At 66.4% G+C, this 16,755-nt stretch carries 17 protein-coding genes; all 17 read left to right on the top strand.

Features of this window, described 5'->3' with window-relative positions; translation table 11 throughout:
* Nucleotides 1-42: 42 nt before the first annotated feature.
* Nucleotides 43-336: a hypothetical protein gene (locus tag K7711_RS11485; protein ID WP_222968194.1), complete on the top strand. Its 294-nt coding sequence runs from the start codon at nucleotides 43-45 to the stop codon at nucleotides 334-336.
* Nucleotides 337-450: 114 nt separating this feature from the next.
* Nucleotides 451-837, top strand: a complete 387-nt coding sequence (locus K7711_RS11490) for an SDR family oxidoreductase (protein ID WP_222968197.1) — start codon at nucleotides 451-453, stop codon at nucleotides 835-837.
* 248 nt (nucleotides 838-1,085) lie between these two features.
* A complete protein-coding gene (locus K7711_RS11495; protein WP_235747012.1) occupies nucleotides 1,086-1,472 on the top strand; it encodes a hypothetical protein in 387 nt (128 codons plus the stop codon).
* A gap of 14 nt (nucleotides 1,473-1,486) precedes the next feature.
* Nucleotides 1,487-3,823, top strand: a complete 2,337-nt coding sequence (locus tag K7711_RS11500; RefSeq protein WP_222968202.1) for an ATP-binding protein — start codon at nucleotides 1,487-1,489, stop codon at nucleotides 3,821-3,823.
* Nucleotides 3,824-4,224: 401 nt separating this feature from the next.
* Nucleotides 4,225-4,776 carry a hypothetical protein gene (locus tag K7711_RS11505; RefSeq protein WP_222968204.1) on the top strand — a complete coding sequence of 184 codons (552 nt, stop codon included), beginning with the start codon at nucleotides 4,225-4,227 and terminating at the stop codon, nucleotides 4,774-4,776.
* Between the two features lie 830 nt (nucleotides 4,777-5,606).
* Entirely contained in the window at nucleotides 5,607-6,497 is an 891-nt protein-coding gene (locus tag K7711_RS11510) for a TIGR03619 family F420-dependent LLM class oxidoreductase (protein ID WP_222968212.1), read from the top strand.
* Between the two features lie 58 nt (nucleotides 6,498-6,555).
* A complete protein-coding gene (locus K7711_RS11515; RefSeq protein ID WP_235747013.1) occupies nucleotides 6,556-7,356 on the top strand; it encodes a FadR/GntR family transcriptional regulator in 801 nt (266 codons plus the stop codon).
* 373 nt (nucleotides 7,357-7,729) lie between these two features.
* The gene (locus tag K7711_RS11520; protein ID WP_222968220.1) at nucleotides 7,730-8,563 is read left to right on the top strand and encodes a mycofactocin-coupled SDR family oxidoreductase; all 834 of its coding nucleotides are present in this window, start codon (nucleotides 7,730-7,732) and stop codon (nucleotides 8,561-8,563) included.
* A gap of 10 nt (nucleotides 8,564-8,573) precedes the next feature.
* Nucleotides 8,574-8,762: a ferredoxin gene (locus K7711_RS11525; protein ID WP_222968228.1), complete on the top strand. Its 189-nt coding sequence runs from the start codon at nucleotides 8,574-8,576 to the stop codon at nucleotides 8,760-8,762.
* 16 nt (nucleotides 8,763-8,778) lie between these two features.
* Nucleotides 8,779-9,999, top strand: a complete 1,221-nt coding sequence (locus tag K7711_RS11530) for a cytochrome P450 (protein ID WP_222968236.1) — start codon at nucleotides 8,779-8,781, stop codon at nucleotides 9,997-9,999.
* Nucleotides 10,000-10,030: 31 nt separating this feature from the next.
* Nucleotides 10,031-10,417, top strand: a complete 387-nt coding sequence (locus K7711_RS11535; protein WP_222968238.1) for a nuclear transport factor 2 family protein — start codon at nucleotides 10,031-10,033, stop codon at nucleotides 10,415-10,417.
* A gap of 76 nt (nucleotides 10,418-10,493) precedes the next feature.
* Nucleotides 10,494-11,435, top strand: a complete 942-nt coding sequence (locus K7711_RS11540; protein ID WP_222968240.1) for a PDR/VanB family oxidoreductase — start codon at nucleotides 10,494-10,496, stop codon at nucleotides 11,433-11,435.
* Between the two features lie 11 nt (nucleotides 11,436-11,446).
* On the top strand, nucleotides 11,447-12,232 hold the full coding sequence (locus K7711_RS11545; RefSeq protein ID WP_222968243.1) for an SDR family NAD(P)-dependent oxidoreductase: 786 nt from the start codon (nucleotides 11,447-11,449) through the stop codon (nucleotides 12,230-12,232).
* 26 nt (nucleotides 12,233-12,258) lie between these two features.
* On the top strand, nucleotides 12,259-13,023 hold the full coding sequence (locus K7711_RS11550; RefSeq protein ID WP_222968245.1) for an SDR family NAD(P)-dependent oxidoreductase: 765 nt from the start codon (nucleotides 12,259-12,261) through the stop codon (nucleotides 13,021-13,023).
* A complete protein-coding gene (locus K7711_RS11555; protein ID WP_222968247.1) occupies nucleotides 13,024-14,334 on the top strand; it encodes a CaiB/BaiF CoA transferase family protein in 1,311 nt (436 codons plus the stop codon).
* The gene (locus K7711_RS11560; protein WP_222968249.1) at nucleotides 14,334-15,491 is read left to right on the top strand and encodes a CaiB/BaiF CoA transferase family protein; all 1,158 of its coding nucleotides are present in this window, start codon (nucleotides 14,334-14,336) and stop codon (nucleotides 15,489-15,491) included. The genes K7711_RS11555 and K7711_RS11560 overlap by 1 nt, the downstream gene beginning before the upstream one ends.
* Nucleotides 15,488-16,666, top strand: a complete 1,179-nt coding sequence (locus tag K7711_RS11565; RefSeq protein WP_222968257.1) for a thiolase C-terminal domain-containing protein — start codon at nucleotides 15,488-15,490, stop codon at nucleotides 16,664-16,666. Before K7711_RS11560 ends, K7711_RS11565 begins: the two co-directional genes overlap by 4 nt.
* The last annotated feature ends 89 nt before the right edge of the window (nucleotides 16,667-16,755 follow it).

A 16,755-nucleotide genomic window follows, 5' to 3' on the forward strand; every position in this document is an offset into this window, starting at 1 on the left:
GCGCCCACGCCAGCAATCTCGTCAAGAGTGGGGGTCTCGATCGTGAAGTTACCGGATTCGCCGCCGCGACCACGCACGGCTGGGATCTGTTCGGAGGAACTGCTGCGAATCACGATGGTGACCGTCCAGGTCAACGGCAACGAGACGGCCTGGGTGTGCGAGAACCGTTTCGGCACAGGCGATGACGTTCTCATGGTCCACAGCATCGAAACCTTCGCCTGGGACTTCGACGGCAATCTCCTGATCAAGACCTACTACCCGATGCCCGAGCACATCGGCGCCGACGCCGACCCGTACGCACACATCCTGCGCCAAGGGCCCGACGGTAACCGGTAATCGGCCGAAGATGGCGCGAGAATCACCGAAAGGGTCGCGAGAGCCCTTGTTCGCCCTTGCCCCAGGGATGTGAACAGTTGTCACCGGGCAGATTCCGCCAGGATCTTGACGGTGATGGACGGGGATCCCGACAGTGAAGATGGCTGGGCGCACAGGTTCGCGTCCGACCTTGATCTCGGCCAGATCCGCCTGGTCCGCCAGGCGGCGCGACGAGTGAACGACGGCGGATTCGTCACGATCACCAGTGGTTTCGTCCCGTCCACCGAACCGGGCCTGTCGTTCGGCGCGGCGGTCAACACCGGGCTCGACGGGTTCGTTCCCGCCGCGGCATTGGAGATGCCGCGCGGGATTCGGGTGAATTCGGTTAGTCCAGGCTGGATTTCGGAGACGCTCGAGTCGATGGGGCGTGACGGCGCGACGGGCACCCCGGTATCCGAGGTGGTCAGCGCCTACCTCGGGTTGGTCTACGGGACGGTCAATGGGCAGGTGATACGACCCTGATCCGGTCGAAAGGAGTTGGTCATAGGCACGGGTCGGCCGGCTTCGGCGAAATTCGCACATGCCGCGTTCCGCGTGTTCGAGCGAGCCTTATTCATTGCTTGCCAGGCTGCGATGTCGAGTGATCCGCAGCCGAGGACAGCGCCACATCCCGAGTGTCTCCGGTTGCTGATTTCGGCGGTGGAACGGATCCGGGGCCTACGATGAGGTGGTCTGATGACCGAGTCTTCGAGTCTTGTCGAGGTGGGGATATGGAGCCGGTGTCGTTGGGAATCGCCGCCGCGGCGTTGCTGGCATCGAAGTTCGGGGAGGGTTTCGCCAAGGACGCGGGCGGGAGTGCCTGGAAAGCAGTCGAACGATTACGGGAAGTCGTGGCCGCGAAGCTGCACATTCATCCCGGATCCGGCACCGCCACAACCACAGTGGAGACGACTCCGAGCGCGGGGGACCCATCGACGGTTGCCGCTGGGATCAGTGCGGTCGCGGCAGCGGATCCGCGGTTCGCCGCCGAGGTCGAACGGCTGGTCACCGTGGCACGGCAGGACCGTGCCGTCGATGTGTTCGTGGCGCAGGCGTTCGATCAGGCACGGCAGGTCAACATTCGTGGCGACAACGTCGGCACTATCAATCTCGCCTGACGAAGGAAACCCTTGTGGCCGAGTTCGAGGCCCGCGACCATGCCCAGCAAGTGAACATCGGCGGTGGCAACCGCGGTCCTGTCAACATGACGACGGTGTATCGGACACCGTCGCGTCCGGTGGTGACCGCCGCGCTACGTCGCGATGTCCGCACGTTCATCGGCCGGGACCAGGAGCTGGAGCGCATTCTGGCGGAGGCAGGTTCCGAGCGAATGGTGTCGATCCTCACTATCGATGGCATGGCCGGGATCGGGAAGACCGCTCTTGCCACCCGCGCTGCCCACGCACTCACACCCGGGTTCCCGGACGGGCAGTATTTCGTGGACTTGCACGCTCACACCCCCGGCCAGACGCCCGCCGACCCCGCCGAGGTACTGGCAGGGTTGCTGACCGGGCTCGGTGTCGATCCCCGGTTCCTGCCCGACACACTGGCCGGGCGGCGGGACATGTGGCGCGACCGACTCGCGGACAAGCGGGTGCTGCTCGTGTTGGACGATGCCCGCGACCACACCCAGATCGAACCCCTCCTCCCTACCAGCGATGGGTGTGTGACCTTGGTGACCAGTCGCCGGCGCCTGATCGCGTTGGACGAGGCGCTGCCACTGGCGCTGGAGGTCCTCGACCCCGGCCCCGCCGCCGAGTTGTTCACCACGCTGGCCCGCCGAACAGTCCAGACCCCGGCGGAGCGAGCGGGGACGGTGGAGATCGTTCGGTTGTGCGGGTATCTGCCGCTGGCGATCGTGCTGCTGGCTGGACGCCTTGCCCACCATCCGATGTGGACTCTCACCGGGCTGGCCGACCGGTTCGCGGTCGCGGCGGATCGGCTGGCCGAACTCGATACCGGTGATCGCGCGGTGCGCGCCGCGTTCACCCTGTCCTACCTGGACCTGACACGCCGCCAGCAGCTGATGTTCCGCCGCGCGGGCCTGCATCCAGGACCTGATATCGACGCCTACACGACGGCGGTCCTGGCCGATATCCCGGTCGAGGTGGCACGACACGAATTGGAGGCCCTCTACACCGATCACCTGCTCGAGGAGACCAGCCCGGCCCGCTACCGGCTGCACGACCTGCTGCGCGCCTATGCGCGCGCCCTGACCACCTCTGATTCCGACCGCGACAACGACGAGGCCCTGGATCGGCTGCTGGACTACTACCAGCACACTTCTGGCGCCGCGGACCGGTGGCTGGCACGCCGCACGAACCCCACCTCCGGACCGATCGCCTCGCTGCCGAGCAGCTCGAGCCGGGATTTCGGTGGCGAGATCCCGGCACTGGCCTGGATGCGGGCCGAGCGGGTGAATCTGCTGGCCTGCCTCGAGCACACCACCACCCACCAGCCCGCGCGGATGGTGGTGTTGACCGGGCTGCTGGCGGGGTTGCTGGAGCGAGATGGGCCATGGTCCCAGGCTCGGCAGCTACATCAGCGCGCCACCGAGGCCGCTGACCGGCTCGGCGACCGGCTCGCTCACGCCGCCGCCCTCGACGACCTCGGCACCGCGTTCCGCAGGACCGGGGCTCACGGTGAAGCCGTCGACCTGTATCGGCAGGCTCTGAGGATCTTCCGAGAGATGGGTAACCGCCTCGGCCAAGCCAACGCACTCCAGAACCTCAGCAGCGTGAATAGACTGACCGGGGTCTACGGTGAGGCCGCCGATCTGCACCAGCAGGCGCTGACGATCTTCCGCGAGATCGGCAACCGCCTCGGCCAAGCCGAGGCCCTCAACGATCTCGGCATGGTGCGTAGCTACACCGGGGCCTACAGCGAGGGGGACGATCTGTATCGGCAAGCTCTGACGATCTTCCGGGAGATCGGCAACCGGTTCGGCCAGGCCAACACTCTCGGCAATCTCGGGACCGTGCGCGCGGAAACGGGGGCCTTTGGTGAGGCCACCGACCTTATCCAGCAGGCTCTCACGATATTCCGGGAGATCGGCGACCGGTTCGGTCAGGCTCAGGCACTCAAGAACCTTGGTTTCGTGCGCGCGAACACCGGGGCCTATGGCGAAGCCGACGACTTGCTCCAGCAGGCCTTGACGATCCACCGGGAGATCGGCAGCCGCAACGGCCAAGCTCAGACGCTCAACCGGATCGGGACAGTACGACTCGCGACCGGCGCGCCCGATCAGGCGCTGGAGATGTTCACCGACGCGCTCGACCTGGCCAGCGACATCGGAAGCCGACACGAACAGGCCCGTGCGCTGGAAGGCGCTGCCCGCAGCCTGGAGGGCCTCGGCGACACCGACACCGCCCTCACCCACCTACGCGAAGCCCTCGAGATCTATCGCCGCATTGGTGCGCCCGAAACCAACGCCACCGCAACCTATCTCACCACTCTCGGATTCCGCTGACGCGGCTCCCCGCAGTTGAGGGCCGGAACTGCTTCCTGCGGCCCAGTGTCCTACGCGCATGGACAGCCCAGGTCTGACTGCGGGCAAGGATAGTGAGCGCTCATGCCGCATGTCGAGCGGTTTGCGCTGGTAGCGACGGCAGCAAGATATCGCGAGTGTTCAGCCGCCGAACGATTGGCGCGACGAGCGTCAACCATCCACCGAACCCGGTGTTATCCGAGCAGGCTCGTAGCGTGCGGCGTCAGCGGTTGCGCCGTCGACAGGCGCTTCACAGGGCGGCTCGTGGTATCGGTGTTGTGTCGGCGCGGATACACACCGAATGTCACCGCGCGAACAGAACATTCGGCTCCGAAGACGAAGAATTGCGGTCGCTGGCAACGCAACCACCTTCGGAGGAACCCATGCCGAGAATCACGACGATGATCACCACCGCGGTCGCCGCGGTCGCCGCGGCCGGGGTGCTGGCCCTGTCCGCCGCTCCGGCTGCCATCGCGGATCCGGCAGCGCCGTCGGCGTCGGCACCCGTGCTTGCGAAAACCCAAGGGTGGCTGAACATCTACAACGGGCCCGCGCCTGCGGGCGCCAATGCGATCGAACTCAGGGTGGTCATCGACCCCGCTGTCGGAATGCGCGTGACCGACCACGACGGCCGCTCGCTCTACCGGTTCGACAAGGACACTGCCAAGCCGTCCGCGTCGAACTGCAACGGCGACTGCGCCCTCACCTGGCCGCCGCTGCTGGTCAGTCGTGGCCAGAATCTGTATGTGGACGGTATCAACCCCCGGCTGACCGGTTTCGTCGAGCGCGCGGACGGCTCGTGCCAGATCACCATCGGAGGCTGGCCGGTGTACTTCTTCTCGAAGGACAAGCGCCCGGCAGATCTGCTGGGGCAGGGCGTCGGCGGGACCTGGTTCGCGGTCGCGCCGACCGGTGGCAAGGCCCTGGCGAAGTAGCGGTTCATCCGGCGGCGCGACGCAGCTCCACCGCGTCGGCGACGATGAGTCGGTGCCAGGATGCCGCGCCCGGACACCCGATGGGGCCCAACGGAAACCGGACGGGCAGACACATCATCGGCAAGCCAACCCCCAAGGGCGACAGGCGGTTCGAGTCGACCCGGCCGGTCTTCTGCGGCACGCTACGGGGCAGCTGACCCCGAACATGAACCGCCGGAACCAGACAAGAGGAAGCGGCGGCGGATCTCCGGCCGAGCTGCTCGCGGAGACCGCCGGCGAGCCGGGCGAGGGCCTGCCCGCGTTGCCGGACTCGGACGGGCGGCCTCGGCTCGATCCCGACGACGTCCGCGCGCAGCTCTACGGCGACGTCGACGAAACGGTAGCCACACGTGCGGTGGAGTTGCCGCGTCCGGAACCTTCGTCGATCTTTGCCGCCACCCCTGCTCACGTGAGCAGCCGGGACACGCCGTCGATCTACCTCCGCGGGAAGCGGGACCGGACCATCGCGACGCCGCTGCCGGATCTCTTCGCCGCACGCTGCTCTCGCAGAGAGACATGGGCCACCAGCCACTTGCCCTACCTCGGCCGCCCAGCCGTCGTGGGCGGCTGCCCTTGGGTGATCGCCGAAGTCGCACACGGCTCGGCCGGAAGAGCGCCGATGCGCTGTCGGTGCGTGGCAACTGCACCTGGCAGTGCGATAATCATCATGATAAATTGTGGCGAAAGTTTGCTGGCACCCATGGTGAACGGGTCTGTATCACGAGAAATTTTCGATATCGACTCTGCGTGGAGGCAACGCTCGGCAAGCGTGAGCGAGATGGGAGTGGTCGATGCCATCGGTGGGTCTCAGTGCCTATGGACTGACGGGAGCCGACCTCGTCGAGCTGGCCGTCTGTGCGGATGTGGCCGGTTTCGACGCCCTTTGGCTGGGTGAACATGTGCTGCGGCCGGTTGTGCAGGCGGGGGAGCATCCCTCGGCAGGGACGAAGCAGCATCACAGCGGGCCGCTCGTAGCCGAATCGACAGAGTTGGTGGACCCACTGCTCGTGCACGCTGCCATCGCCGCGCGAACGACCCGGATACGGTTGGGCACCGCGGTGTACGTGGCGCCGCTGCGGCATCCGTTGCACATTGCGCGCACCACGATCACGCTGCACGAATTGAGTGCGGGCCGAGTGCTTCTGGGGATCGGTGCCGGATGGCTGAAAGAGGAGTTCGAGGCGCTGGAGGTGCCGTTCCGTACGCGGGTCTCGCGCACGCAGGAGTGCCTGGAGATCTTGCGCAAGGCGTGGTCCGGCGCCGAGTTCGCTCATGTGGGAGCCCACTTTCGGTTCCCTGCTGTGCAATTGCATTCCAGGCCGGTCGACATCCCCGTGGTGCTGGGCGGGAACAGTGAAGCCGCGCTGGCTCGCGCCGCGCGCTTGGGGGATGGTTGGTTCACCTCGGGTACACCGACTTTCGCGCAGAGCAACGACATGGTGAGCCGGATTCGGCACATGTGCGCGGATTTCGGGCGCCCCGCCCCCATTGCGTGCTATGTGCGCATCGCCGCGCCCGATGCCGCCGACATGGACCGCTATCGCGAACACGGGATGGAAGATCTTGTGCTGTGGGCGGATACGGTCTGGCACGGCCGCACCCTCGAGGAGCGGCGCGACAACCTCGCGGCCGCGGCCGAGCAGCTCGGGCTCTCGGCCTCCCGTCCTTCGGTAGCGCACTGATACCGCAGGTGTGTATGACTTCGTCCAGTGCATGGCCACCGCCGAACAGGAAAGCAAGTTGACAGCCAACATGCGTAACACCGAGGTCAATGGAGACAGTTCCGGCGCACGGGGTGAGGTTTCCCTGCTGCGACCCCTCAAAGCGGCCGAGGTCGTCGCCCGCGCGATCGTGGGTGATATCCGCAGCGGGGGGCTGGCGGCAGGCGCGAACCTGCCGTCGGAGGCGGCGATGCTCGACAAGTACGGCGTCAGCCGGGAATCGCTGCGCGAAGGTCTGCGCCTGCTCGAGGTCCACGGCATGATCACGATCCGCCGCGGGCCCGGAGGCGGTCCGATCGTCGGCGCGGTCGACTCCGCCCATCTGGGTAGGGTGTCGGCGCTGTTCTACACAATGGAGGGCGCGACGTACGACGAGCTCCTGGAAGCGTGGGTCTGGGCGGAGGCCGAACTCGCCGAGCGCGCTGCCCGGAACCCGGATGCCGATCTGCGCGCGGTTCGCATGGAGCCCTTCGTGCACGCGCACGACGAATCCGAGGACGGCGCACCGGATGCGCTCGGTGACTATCTGGAGCGGCATGCGGGATTCCATCATGCCGTCGCCGGGCTGGCCGGCAACCGGGTACTGGCGTTGAGCCTGGAGACCTACGGCCAGATCGTCGCGCACCACGTGGCGGTCCTGGACGATCCACGCGCATTGCGTGACGTGCTCATCGACGACCATCTGCAGATCGCGTCATCGATCGCCTCGGGGCACCCCCGGCGAGCCCGGGAGCTGATGTGGCAGCACCTCGGCGGTGTCGTGGAGTACTGCCGTGAGCATCTGTCCGTGCCGCTCGAATCTCCGATCGAATGGTTGTAGCCAGGGGTCGTGCGTTGATCCGGTAGCTGGACGCGAGGTCCAGAACGAGCACCGCGGCGGTGGCTACCCGTCGCGGCGATCGGTGTTGGCGCGCTTTTCTCGGGTGCTGTCCTACCTGTGTGTCCAGCCCATTTCGGGGCCCTCACCTGCCCCGATCTTGTCCAGGCGAAAATATCATGAGGAATTATCAAGGGTCCCTTGACTTCGGAGTTCCTCATGAGCAATAGTGCTTTCTGAGGCCCGAGAGGTGACGCCAGTCACAAGCCATCGGCGGGCCGATTCCCGTCACGGAGCGGGACTTTCACCATGAGTCGGCTGGACGCGCACGCGTCCGCCGCTATGACTCCGTGTCAGATCAGCCGAGGAGGCGTACATGAAGCGGTTGGACGGCAAGGTCGCGTTCATCACCGGTGCCGCTCGCGGGCAGGGCCGAACACATGCGGTGCGGCTCGCGCGGGACGGCGCCGATATCGTCGCTGTCGACCTGTGTCGCGAGCAGGCGGCCCTGGACTACTCCCAGGGGACCCCCGATGACCTGGCCGAAACGGTGCGGCTGGTCGAGAAGGAGGGGCGGCGGATCATCGCTCGCGCCGCCGATGTGCGTGAGCTGGCTTCACTACAGGCGGTGGTGGACGAGGCGCTGCAGCAGTTCGGCCACATCGACATCCTGGTCTCCAATGCCGGGATCTCCAATCAGGGCCAGGTCGTGGGCCTGTCCGATCAGCAGTGGACCGACATTCTCGACACCAACCTGATCGGAGCCTGGCACGCCTGCCGTGCGGTGCTGCCGAGCATGATCGAACGTGGCACCGGGGGTTCGGTCGTCTTCGTCAGTTCCACCGTCGGCCTGCGCGGCGCACCGGGGCAATCCCACTACTCCGCGTCCAAGCACGGGTTGCAGGGATTGATGCTCTCGCTCGCGAATGAGGTTGGCCCACACAATATTCGGGTCAACTCGGTGAATCCGGGCGCGGTGAATACGCCGATGGCGATCAACGAGAGCCTGCTGAAGATGTTCCTGCCGCACCTCGAGAATCCGACACCGGACGACGCGGCCGAGTTGTTCGCTCAGCTGACGCTGCTGCCGATCCCGTGGGTGGAGCCGGAAGACGTCAGCAATGCGGTCGCGTGGCTGGCCTCCGACGAGGCGCGCTACATCCACGGTGTCGCCATTCCGGTCGACGGCGGTCAGTTGGCGCGAGCGTAGGAGAGTTCACATGGCGAAGATTTCAGTCGATTCGGATTTCTGTCAGGCGCACGGTCGCTGTTATGCGCGATTCCCGCAATTGTTCGCCGCCGATGACGAAGGCCGCGGCGTGGTGCGCGGTGACGGTGTGGTCCCGGGGGGAACGCAGGGCGCCGAGATCGATGGCGTCTGTCCGGAAGCCGCGATCGCGGTGGAATGAGAAAGAGAAGTCGACGATGACCCAGCAATCACCCACCGAGCATCCGACGAAATGTCCGATAGACCTCTGGTCGGAGGACTTCAACGAGAACTTCTGGCCGGAAATCAACCGGTTGCAGGCCGACGACGCGCTGGCCGTGCACACCCAGGGCGAAACCCCTTGCTACGTCGCTACCCGCTATGCGGACGTATTCAAGATCCTGCGCGACTGGAAGCGTTTCTCCTCCGAGGAGGGCGTGGCGATTCTCGGGCACGACAATCGCGCCGAACCGCCGAAGAACGAGGGCCGATTCCTGCCCGAGGACCTCGATCCGCCCGCACAGACCGACTGGCGCAAACTCCTCAATCCGGAACTGACCGAGGAGAAGATGCGGCGTTTCCTCCCGATGATCACCGCTGATATCGATGCGCTCCTGGACACGGGAATCACGGCCGGCCGCTTCCGGATGATGGAGGATTTCCTGCGTCCGCTGCAACTGCGCGCGGTGTTCTCGAATCTGCTGAATCTGGACGGCGACCGCATCGACGACTGGATGACATGGGCGCACGACATCTTCGTGGGTGAGACCGCCGAGGAGTCCGAGACCGCCTTCGTGAGCCTCTACACCGCGATCGACGCGCTGGTGCGCGAGCGCACCGCGGCGCCGCTGGAGGACGACCTGGTCAGCCTGGTGTGTCAGGTGCAGGAGGTCGGTGGCCGCGAGCCCACCCGCGAGGAGCGGATCGCCGTGGTCCTTCCGCTCTCGATCGCGGGCCTGGAATCCACCGGAACGGTGCTGGGCGGCATTCTGCACCACCTGTCGACGCATCCCGCCGACCTCGCGGAGATCGTCGCCGATCCCGCGCTCATTCCGGACGCCATCGAAGAGGGCCTGCGGATGTTCGCGAATGTGACCGTGCTGCAGCGCACCACGACATGTCCGGTCAGCGTCGGCACCACCGATCTGCCGGCCGGCGCCAAGGTGTGGACCTCCTACAACGGCGCCAATCGCGATCCGCAGAAATTCCCCGATCCGCACGTGTGGAATCTGCATCGCAAGGACAAGAACCACATCGCCTTCAGCATAGGTCCGCATCGCTGCCTGGGTTCCAACTTCGCGCGCGTGATCATGACCCGTGCGCTGGAACGGATCGTCGAGAAGTTGCCGCGATTCACTCTCGCCGCCGACCAGCCGGTGCACTACCACTCCATGCCTACTCGCGGCATTCACGAATTTATCGTGAACGTCGAAGCGTAATCCGCCGATCGCCCGTTGTAAGGATCGAACTGTGAGCAATACCAACTCCGAAGAGCTGCTGTCGCTGGCCCATGCCGTCGTGGACGCGTGGAATCGACTGGACCTGGACGCATTGCGCGAACTCGTCGATGAGAATGTCGTCGTCGTTCATCAGAACCGCGGCGTCGCGGCCCAGGGCCGGGATCTGATGCTGCAGACCGTGGAGCAGATGAGCCAGGTCTTCCCCGACCGCTCCATCGGGGAGACCACCCGCTGGGCGACGACGGGGAATTCGATCATGCGCGAGACGACCTGGCAGGGCACCGCCACCGTGGACGTTCCCGGATTCGGCAGCGCCGGTGAGTTCTGCAAGCTGAATGTGTTGTCGATCATGACATTCGACAATGGTCGCCTGACCGAATGGTGTGACTACGGATAATCGCCGACCGCCCGGCGAAGGATATGAATTCGCCGGGCACCGGCTTCCCCTCGGACTCGCTTTATCGGAAGTGGCAATGGATCTGGAACTGTGTGTCGCGAAACGACATGTCGTCGCCGACGACGTCGTGGAGTTGACCTTCACCCGGCCCGGCGGCGGCGCGCTGCCGCAGTGGGAGCCCGGCGCGCACATCGATGTCGAACTCGGTGAACTGGTGCGGCAGTATTCGCTGACCGGTCTCGTTCCGGCCGCGGATCGATGGTCGGTGGCCATTCTGCGCGAGCCCGAGGGCCGCGGCGGGTCCCGGTATGCGCACACGCGCATCGAGCAGGGCTCGATGGTCCGGGTTTCGTTGCCGCGCAACCATTTCGAGTTGTCCGTAGGTGCCCCCGGGGTGTTGTTCGTGGCCGGCGGGATCGGTATCACTCCACTGCTGCCGATGATCGCGAAACTGCAGGGCGAGGGCACCCCGTGGGATCTGTTCTACTGCGGCCGTTCCCGTTCCGGCATGGCGTATGCCGATCAGCTCGCGCAGTTCGGTGACCGGGCCCGGATCCGTCCCGACGACGAGTACGGGATCCCGGACCTGGACGCGCTGATCGCCGCGACCGAACCCGACACTGTCGTGTACTCGTGTGGTCCGGAAGGCATGCTCTCGGCGCTCGAGGCACGCTGCGCCGATCCGGCGCATCCACGAACGTTGCGAGTGGAGAGATTCGTTGCGCGGCAGATCGATACCGACGAGCCCGAGACCGCGTTCGAGGTCGAATTCGCCCTCAGCGGTGTCACTGTCAGGGTGCCGGTGGGGCGGTCGATTCTCGCGGTGGCCGAGGACGCCGGAGTCGAGATCATCTCCTCGTGTGCGGAAGGCACCTGCGGGACCTGCGAAACACCGGTTCTGGACGGCGTGCCGGACCACCGCGACTCGGTGCTCACCGACGACGAACGTGCCTGCGGCACAACGATGATGCCCTGTGTGTCCCGAGCTCGGTCGGCGCGCCTGATCCTCGACGTCTGAAAGAAGGATTCATGAACAACGACAACAGCATCGCAGCCCTCGCCGGGCAGTCCGCCTTGATCACCGGCGGTAGCGAGGGCATCGGCCTGGGCATCGCCGAAGCCATGGTGCGCGCCGGCGCCGACGTGATGATCGCCGCGCGCCGCCGTCCGCAACTGGAGGCGGCCCAGCAGCAGCTGCGTGCCCTGGCGCAGGACGGGCAGCGGGTCGAAATCGTCGAGGTGGACATTCGCCAACCCGACTCCGTCGCAGCGATGTTCGATGCCGTGGACACCGAATTCGGCAACCTGAACATTCTCGTGGCCAATGCCGGCAGCGGCTCGATGGTGCCGTTCCTGGAGATGACCGAGGAGATCTGGCAGTCGACCCTCGATCTGAATCTCAACGGCACCTTCCGGTGCTGCCACCAGGCCGCCACCCGCATGGCCACGCGCCCCGACCCCACCCGGAATGCCGCCATCCTGGTCGTGTCGTCCATCCGGGCACTGGGCGCCCGCCCCGGCACCATCCACTACTCGACGACCAAAGCGGGGCTCAACCAGTTCGTGCGGGTGGCCGCCTACGAACTGGCGAGCGTCGGGGTCCGGGTCAACGCGCTGTCGCCCGGCATCACCGCGACGCCGATGTCGATCGAGCGCAATCCCGAGACCCTGGCGAAGATGGCGGCCACCGTGCCGCTCGGGCGTCCCGGCAGCCTGGCCGACATGGGCGCCGCCGCGGTCTATCTGACCAGTCCCGCAGCAGGTTTCGTCACCGGTGTGAATCACATCGTCGACGGCGGCGAATCGCTGTACTGAGCTTGCCCGACAGAACCGAGAGAGATATGGACACCAGTCGAAACGACCTGCGGGACAAAGTAGTTCTCATCACCGGCGGCAGCCGGGGCCTGGGCGCCGCGATGGCATGGGCGTTCGCGGGCGAAGGCGCACATGTGGTGATCGCGAGCCGCAAGGCACAGCAGTGTGTGGACCTCGCGGCGGAAATCGCCGCGCGCACCGGGGCGCAGACCATGGGAATCGGCGCTCACGTGGGGGACTGGTCGGCGATTCCGGACCTGGTCGAGGCCGTGTACGAACGCTTCGGGCGCATCGATGTGCTGGTCAACAATGCGGGTATCGCCCCGCTGTACCCGAGCTTGCGCGAGATCAGCGAGGAACTGTTCGACAAGGTCGTCGCCGTCAATCTCAAGGGTCCGTTCCGGCTGACCACCCTGGTGGCCGAGCGGATGAAGGACGCGGGCGGCGGCTCGATCATCAACATCACCAGCAACGCCTCGGAACGGCCCGCGCCGGAGTATGTGCCCTACGGCGCGGCCAAGGCCGGACTCAATTCTCTGACAAAGGGTTTCGCCGCATCCTACGGTCCCGAGGTGCGGGTCAACGCGATCATGGCGGGCGCGTTCTTCACCGATATCGCCAAGGGCTGGGACCCGGAGGCGTTCGGTGACCTGTCCGCGGCCTGGCCGATTCCCCGGGGTGGTCAGGCCGAGGAGATCGTCGGCGCCGCATTGTATTTCGCCGGTCCGGGAGCGAGCTTCACCACCGGTGCGATCCTCCCGGTCGACGGCGGCCGGATGGCGGTGGGCTGAATGACCGCGATCGAGGATCTACCGGCACAGGCGTCGGATCGGCGCCCCGGCCGGCGTGTGGGGCCGCTGGCGGGTATCCGTGTCGCGGACTTCTGCTGGATGGGCGTGGGCGCGGTTGCGACCAGGATGCTCGCCGACTTCGGCGCCGAGGTCATCAAGATCGAGACCAGGCAGCGGCTGGACATGCCGCGGCGGCTGCCGATCTACAAGGGTGAGGTTCGCTCCTACGGTGAGGAGGATCCGAATCCGGATCCCGACAAGGGTGGGCTGTTCAACAACTACAGCCGCAACAAGCTCGGCATCACGCTGAACATGAAGACCGAGCGCGGGCAGCAGTTGGTCCGGCAGCTCATCGGAGCCAGCTCGGTGGTGACGGAGAACTTCGCGCCCGGGGTGATGGAACGATGGGGCCTGACCTATCGCGACCTCACCGAGATCACCCCGGAGGTGATTCTCGCCCGGATGAGCGGTTACGGGCACAGCGGCCCGCACCACACCTACAAGAGCTACGGCCCTGTGGTGCAGGCGGTTTCGGGTCTGTCTTTCATCTCAGGACTGCCCGGGCGCGAACCGTCGGGCTGGGGCCTGTCGTATATGGACAACCAGGCCGCGTACTACAACACCGCAGCGGTGTTGATGGCGATCATGCGGCGCAACATCACCGGCAGAGGCACCGAGATCGATATGTCCGCGGTCGAAGCCGGGATCAATCTGATCGGGCCGGATCTGCTCGACGTGGTGGTCAACGGCGTCGCGACGCGGCGTTCGACTTATCCGACCGGTAACCGCCTCGAACATCCGCAAGCCGCGCCGCACGGGGTCTATCCCGCGGACGGACCGGACACGTGGGTGGCCATCGCGGTGTTCGACGACGCGCAGTGGGGACGCCTCGTGGCGGCCATGGGCAATCCCGACTGGGCAACGTCGCCCGAGTTCTCCTCGCAGAGCGCGCGTTTCGCACGTCAGGACGAACTCGACGCCCACCTGTCCACGTGGACGACGCAGCGTGACGCCCACGCCACCATGGGCCTGCTGCAGCGCGCGGGCGTACCGGCCGCGGCCGTGCAGAACCCCCGCGACCTGGCCGAAACCGATCCACAGATCGCCCATCGCGGCACCTTCTTCGAACTCGACCACCCCGTGATCGGGATGGCGAAATTCGAGGGAACACCGATCCGGTTCACCCGCACGACGCAGCAGAACTGGCGTTCGGCTCCGCTGCTGGGCGAGGACAACGACTACGTCTTCGGCGACATTCTCGGCCTCGAGCCGGACGAGATCGCCGAACTGAGTGCGGAGGGTGTCATCTGATGGAACTGGCATTCCAGGGAATTCGGGTCGTGGAGATCGCCGACGACCCGGCCGGTGAATACACCGGCAAGCTGCTCGCCGATCACGGCGCGGACCTGGTGAAGATCGAGCCGGCCGACGGCGCGGCCAGTCGGCATATCGGCCCGTGGGCCGGTGGGGTGCACGATCCCGACCACAGCCTGAACTTCTGGACCTACAACACCTCGAAGCGTTCGGCGGTGCTGCACACCACCGGCGAACGCGACGCGTTGATCGCCGAGGCGGACATTCTGTTGACCAGCGGCCGACCCGAGGACCTCGAACGGGCGAGCCTGGACCTGGACGTGTTGTGTGAGAGGTATCCGAAACTCATTGCGGTGTCGGTCTCGCCGTTCGGGCTGACCGGCCCATGGGCGAACTATCTCAGCAGCGATCTGGTCGGCCTGGCCGCCGGTGGACTGCTCAACAGCTGCGGCTACGACGACCACTCCATTCCACCCATCCGGCCCGGCGGCAATCAGGGCTACATGACCGCGGCCAGCTTCGCGCTGTGCGGGCTCCTGCTGGCGCTGATCGAACGTCAGCAGACCGGGCTCGGGCAGGTCGTGGACGTGTCGATGCACGAATCCATCGCTGTCACAGGCGAACTGGCGAATCCGTACTGGTTCTACCCCAAGGCGATCGTGCAGCGGCAGACGTGTCGGCACGCCCAGCCGGTGCCCACCCAGCCCGCGCTGTTCCAGTGCGCCGACGAGGTGTGGGTCTATTTCGCGCTGATCCTGGCGGACCAGTTCGCCTGGAAGGCGCTGACCGGCTGGATGGACGAGGTCGGCGTGGCCGCGGATCTCACCGATCCCACCTATGATTCGCTGGCCCATCGGCAGGAGAACTTCGCGCACATCCAGGGCCTGCTCGAGGCGTTCTTCCTGATCCAGGACTCCGAGTCGGTCTACCGTGACGGCCAGCGCTGGGGACTGCCGATCGCGCCGCTGCGCGCTCCGGAGGAAGTGCTGCGCGACGAGCATCTCGCGGCGCGCGAGTTCTTCGTCGAGGTGGAGCTGGCGGATGGCGATACCGCGACGTTTCCCGGTGCGCCGTACCGGTTCTCGGGCACCTCGGCCGCGCCGACCCGCCCGCCGTTGTTGGGGGAGCACACCGCCGAAGTGGTGCGGTCGTGACCAGGTGGCGGCGTGATGCCTGCGCGATCGTGGGCATCGGCGAATCGGAGTACTCCAAGGATTCCGGCACCAGCGTGACCGGTCTGGCCGCGCGCGCGGCACTCGCCGCGATCCAGGACGCCGGGCTGGATCCCGCCGACGTCGACGGCATCGTGCGCAACGATATGGATCTGGTGTCGTGCGCCGCCCTGGCCGATGCGATCGGCGCCCGGAATCTGACCTACTTCGGCGAGGCCGGGCCCGGGGGATCCGGACCCGCCGCCATGGTTGCCCAGGCCGCCGCCGCGGTACTCAGTGGTCAGGCGAACACCGTGGTCGTCTTCCGCTCGCTCAACGGCCGCTCCGGCAACCGATTCGGGCTCTCCGCGGAACTCGAACGCAGCGTCGGCGGCGCCGAGGCGATGACCGAATTCTTCGCCCCCTACGGGTTGCTCGCGCCGGGGCAGTTCTTCGCTCTGCTGGCCCGGGAGTACATGGTCCGCACGGGTCTGACCGCCGAGCAACTCGCCCAGGTCGCGTTGGTCGCCCGGCGACATGCCAACAACAATCCGCGCGCCCAGATGCATTCGCGGACAATGACACTCGAGGACTATCTGGCTTCGCGCACGTTGTCCTCGCCATTGCGGCTGTTCGACTACTGCCTCGAGACCGACGGGGCCGCGGCCGTGGTCGTCACCACCGCCGAACGCGCACGCGATCTGCTTCGGCCCCCGGCACTGATCCGCGCGGCGGCGATGGCGACCGGACCGCAACCCCAGCCGGGGATGATGTATCCCACGCTGATGCGCCCCGACCCGCTGTGCCTGCCGTCGCGGTACTGCGCCGAAACCCTTTACAAGCGTGCGGGTCTGGGTCCGTCCGAGGTCGATGTGGCACAGCTGTACGACTGCTTCACCATCACCGCGCTGCTGCAGATCGAGGACTACGGGTTCTGCGGTCCGGGTGAGGCCGGGGAATTCGCCGCGGGCGGGGAGCTGGAGATCGGAGGAGCCATGCCGTTCAACACGAGTGGAGGGCATCTGTCGGAGGGCTACATCCACGGCATGAACCATGTCGTGGAGGGCGTGCGCCAGATTCGCGGCACATCGACCAATCAGGTCCCCGGCGCCGCGGTCTCCCTCGTGACATCCGCGCCGCCACCGGCGACCTCGGCGCTGCTGTTGGTGGCGGCATGAGCGGGTCAGGGCCGGAGGCGGCAGCGGAGCGTTACCACGCAGGCCCCCCGGTCATGCCCGATGGGCACGGCATGAGCGGGTCAGGGCCG

This window comes from Nocardia coffeae (assembly GCF_019890715.1).
Taxonomy (GTDB): Bacteria; Actinomycetota; Actinomycetes; order Mycobacteriales; family Mycobacteriaceae; genus Nocardia; species Nocardia jiangxiensis.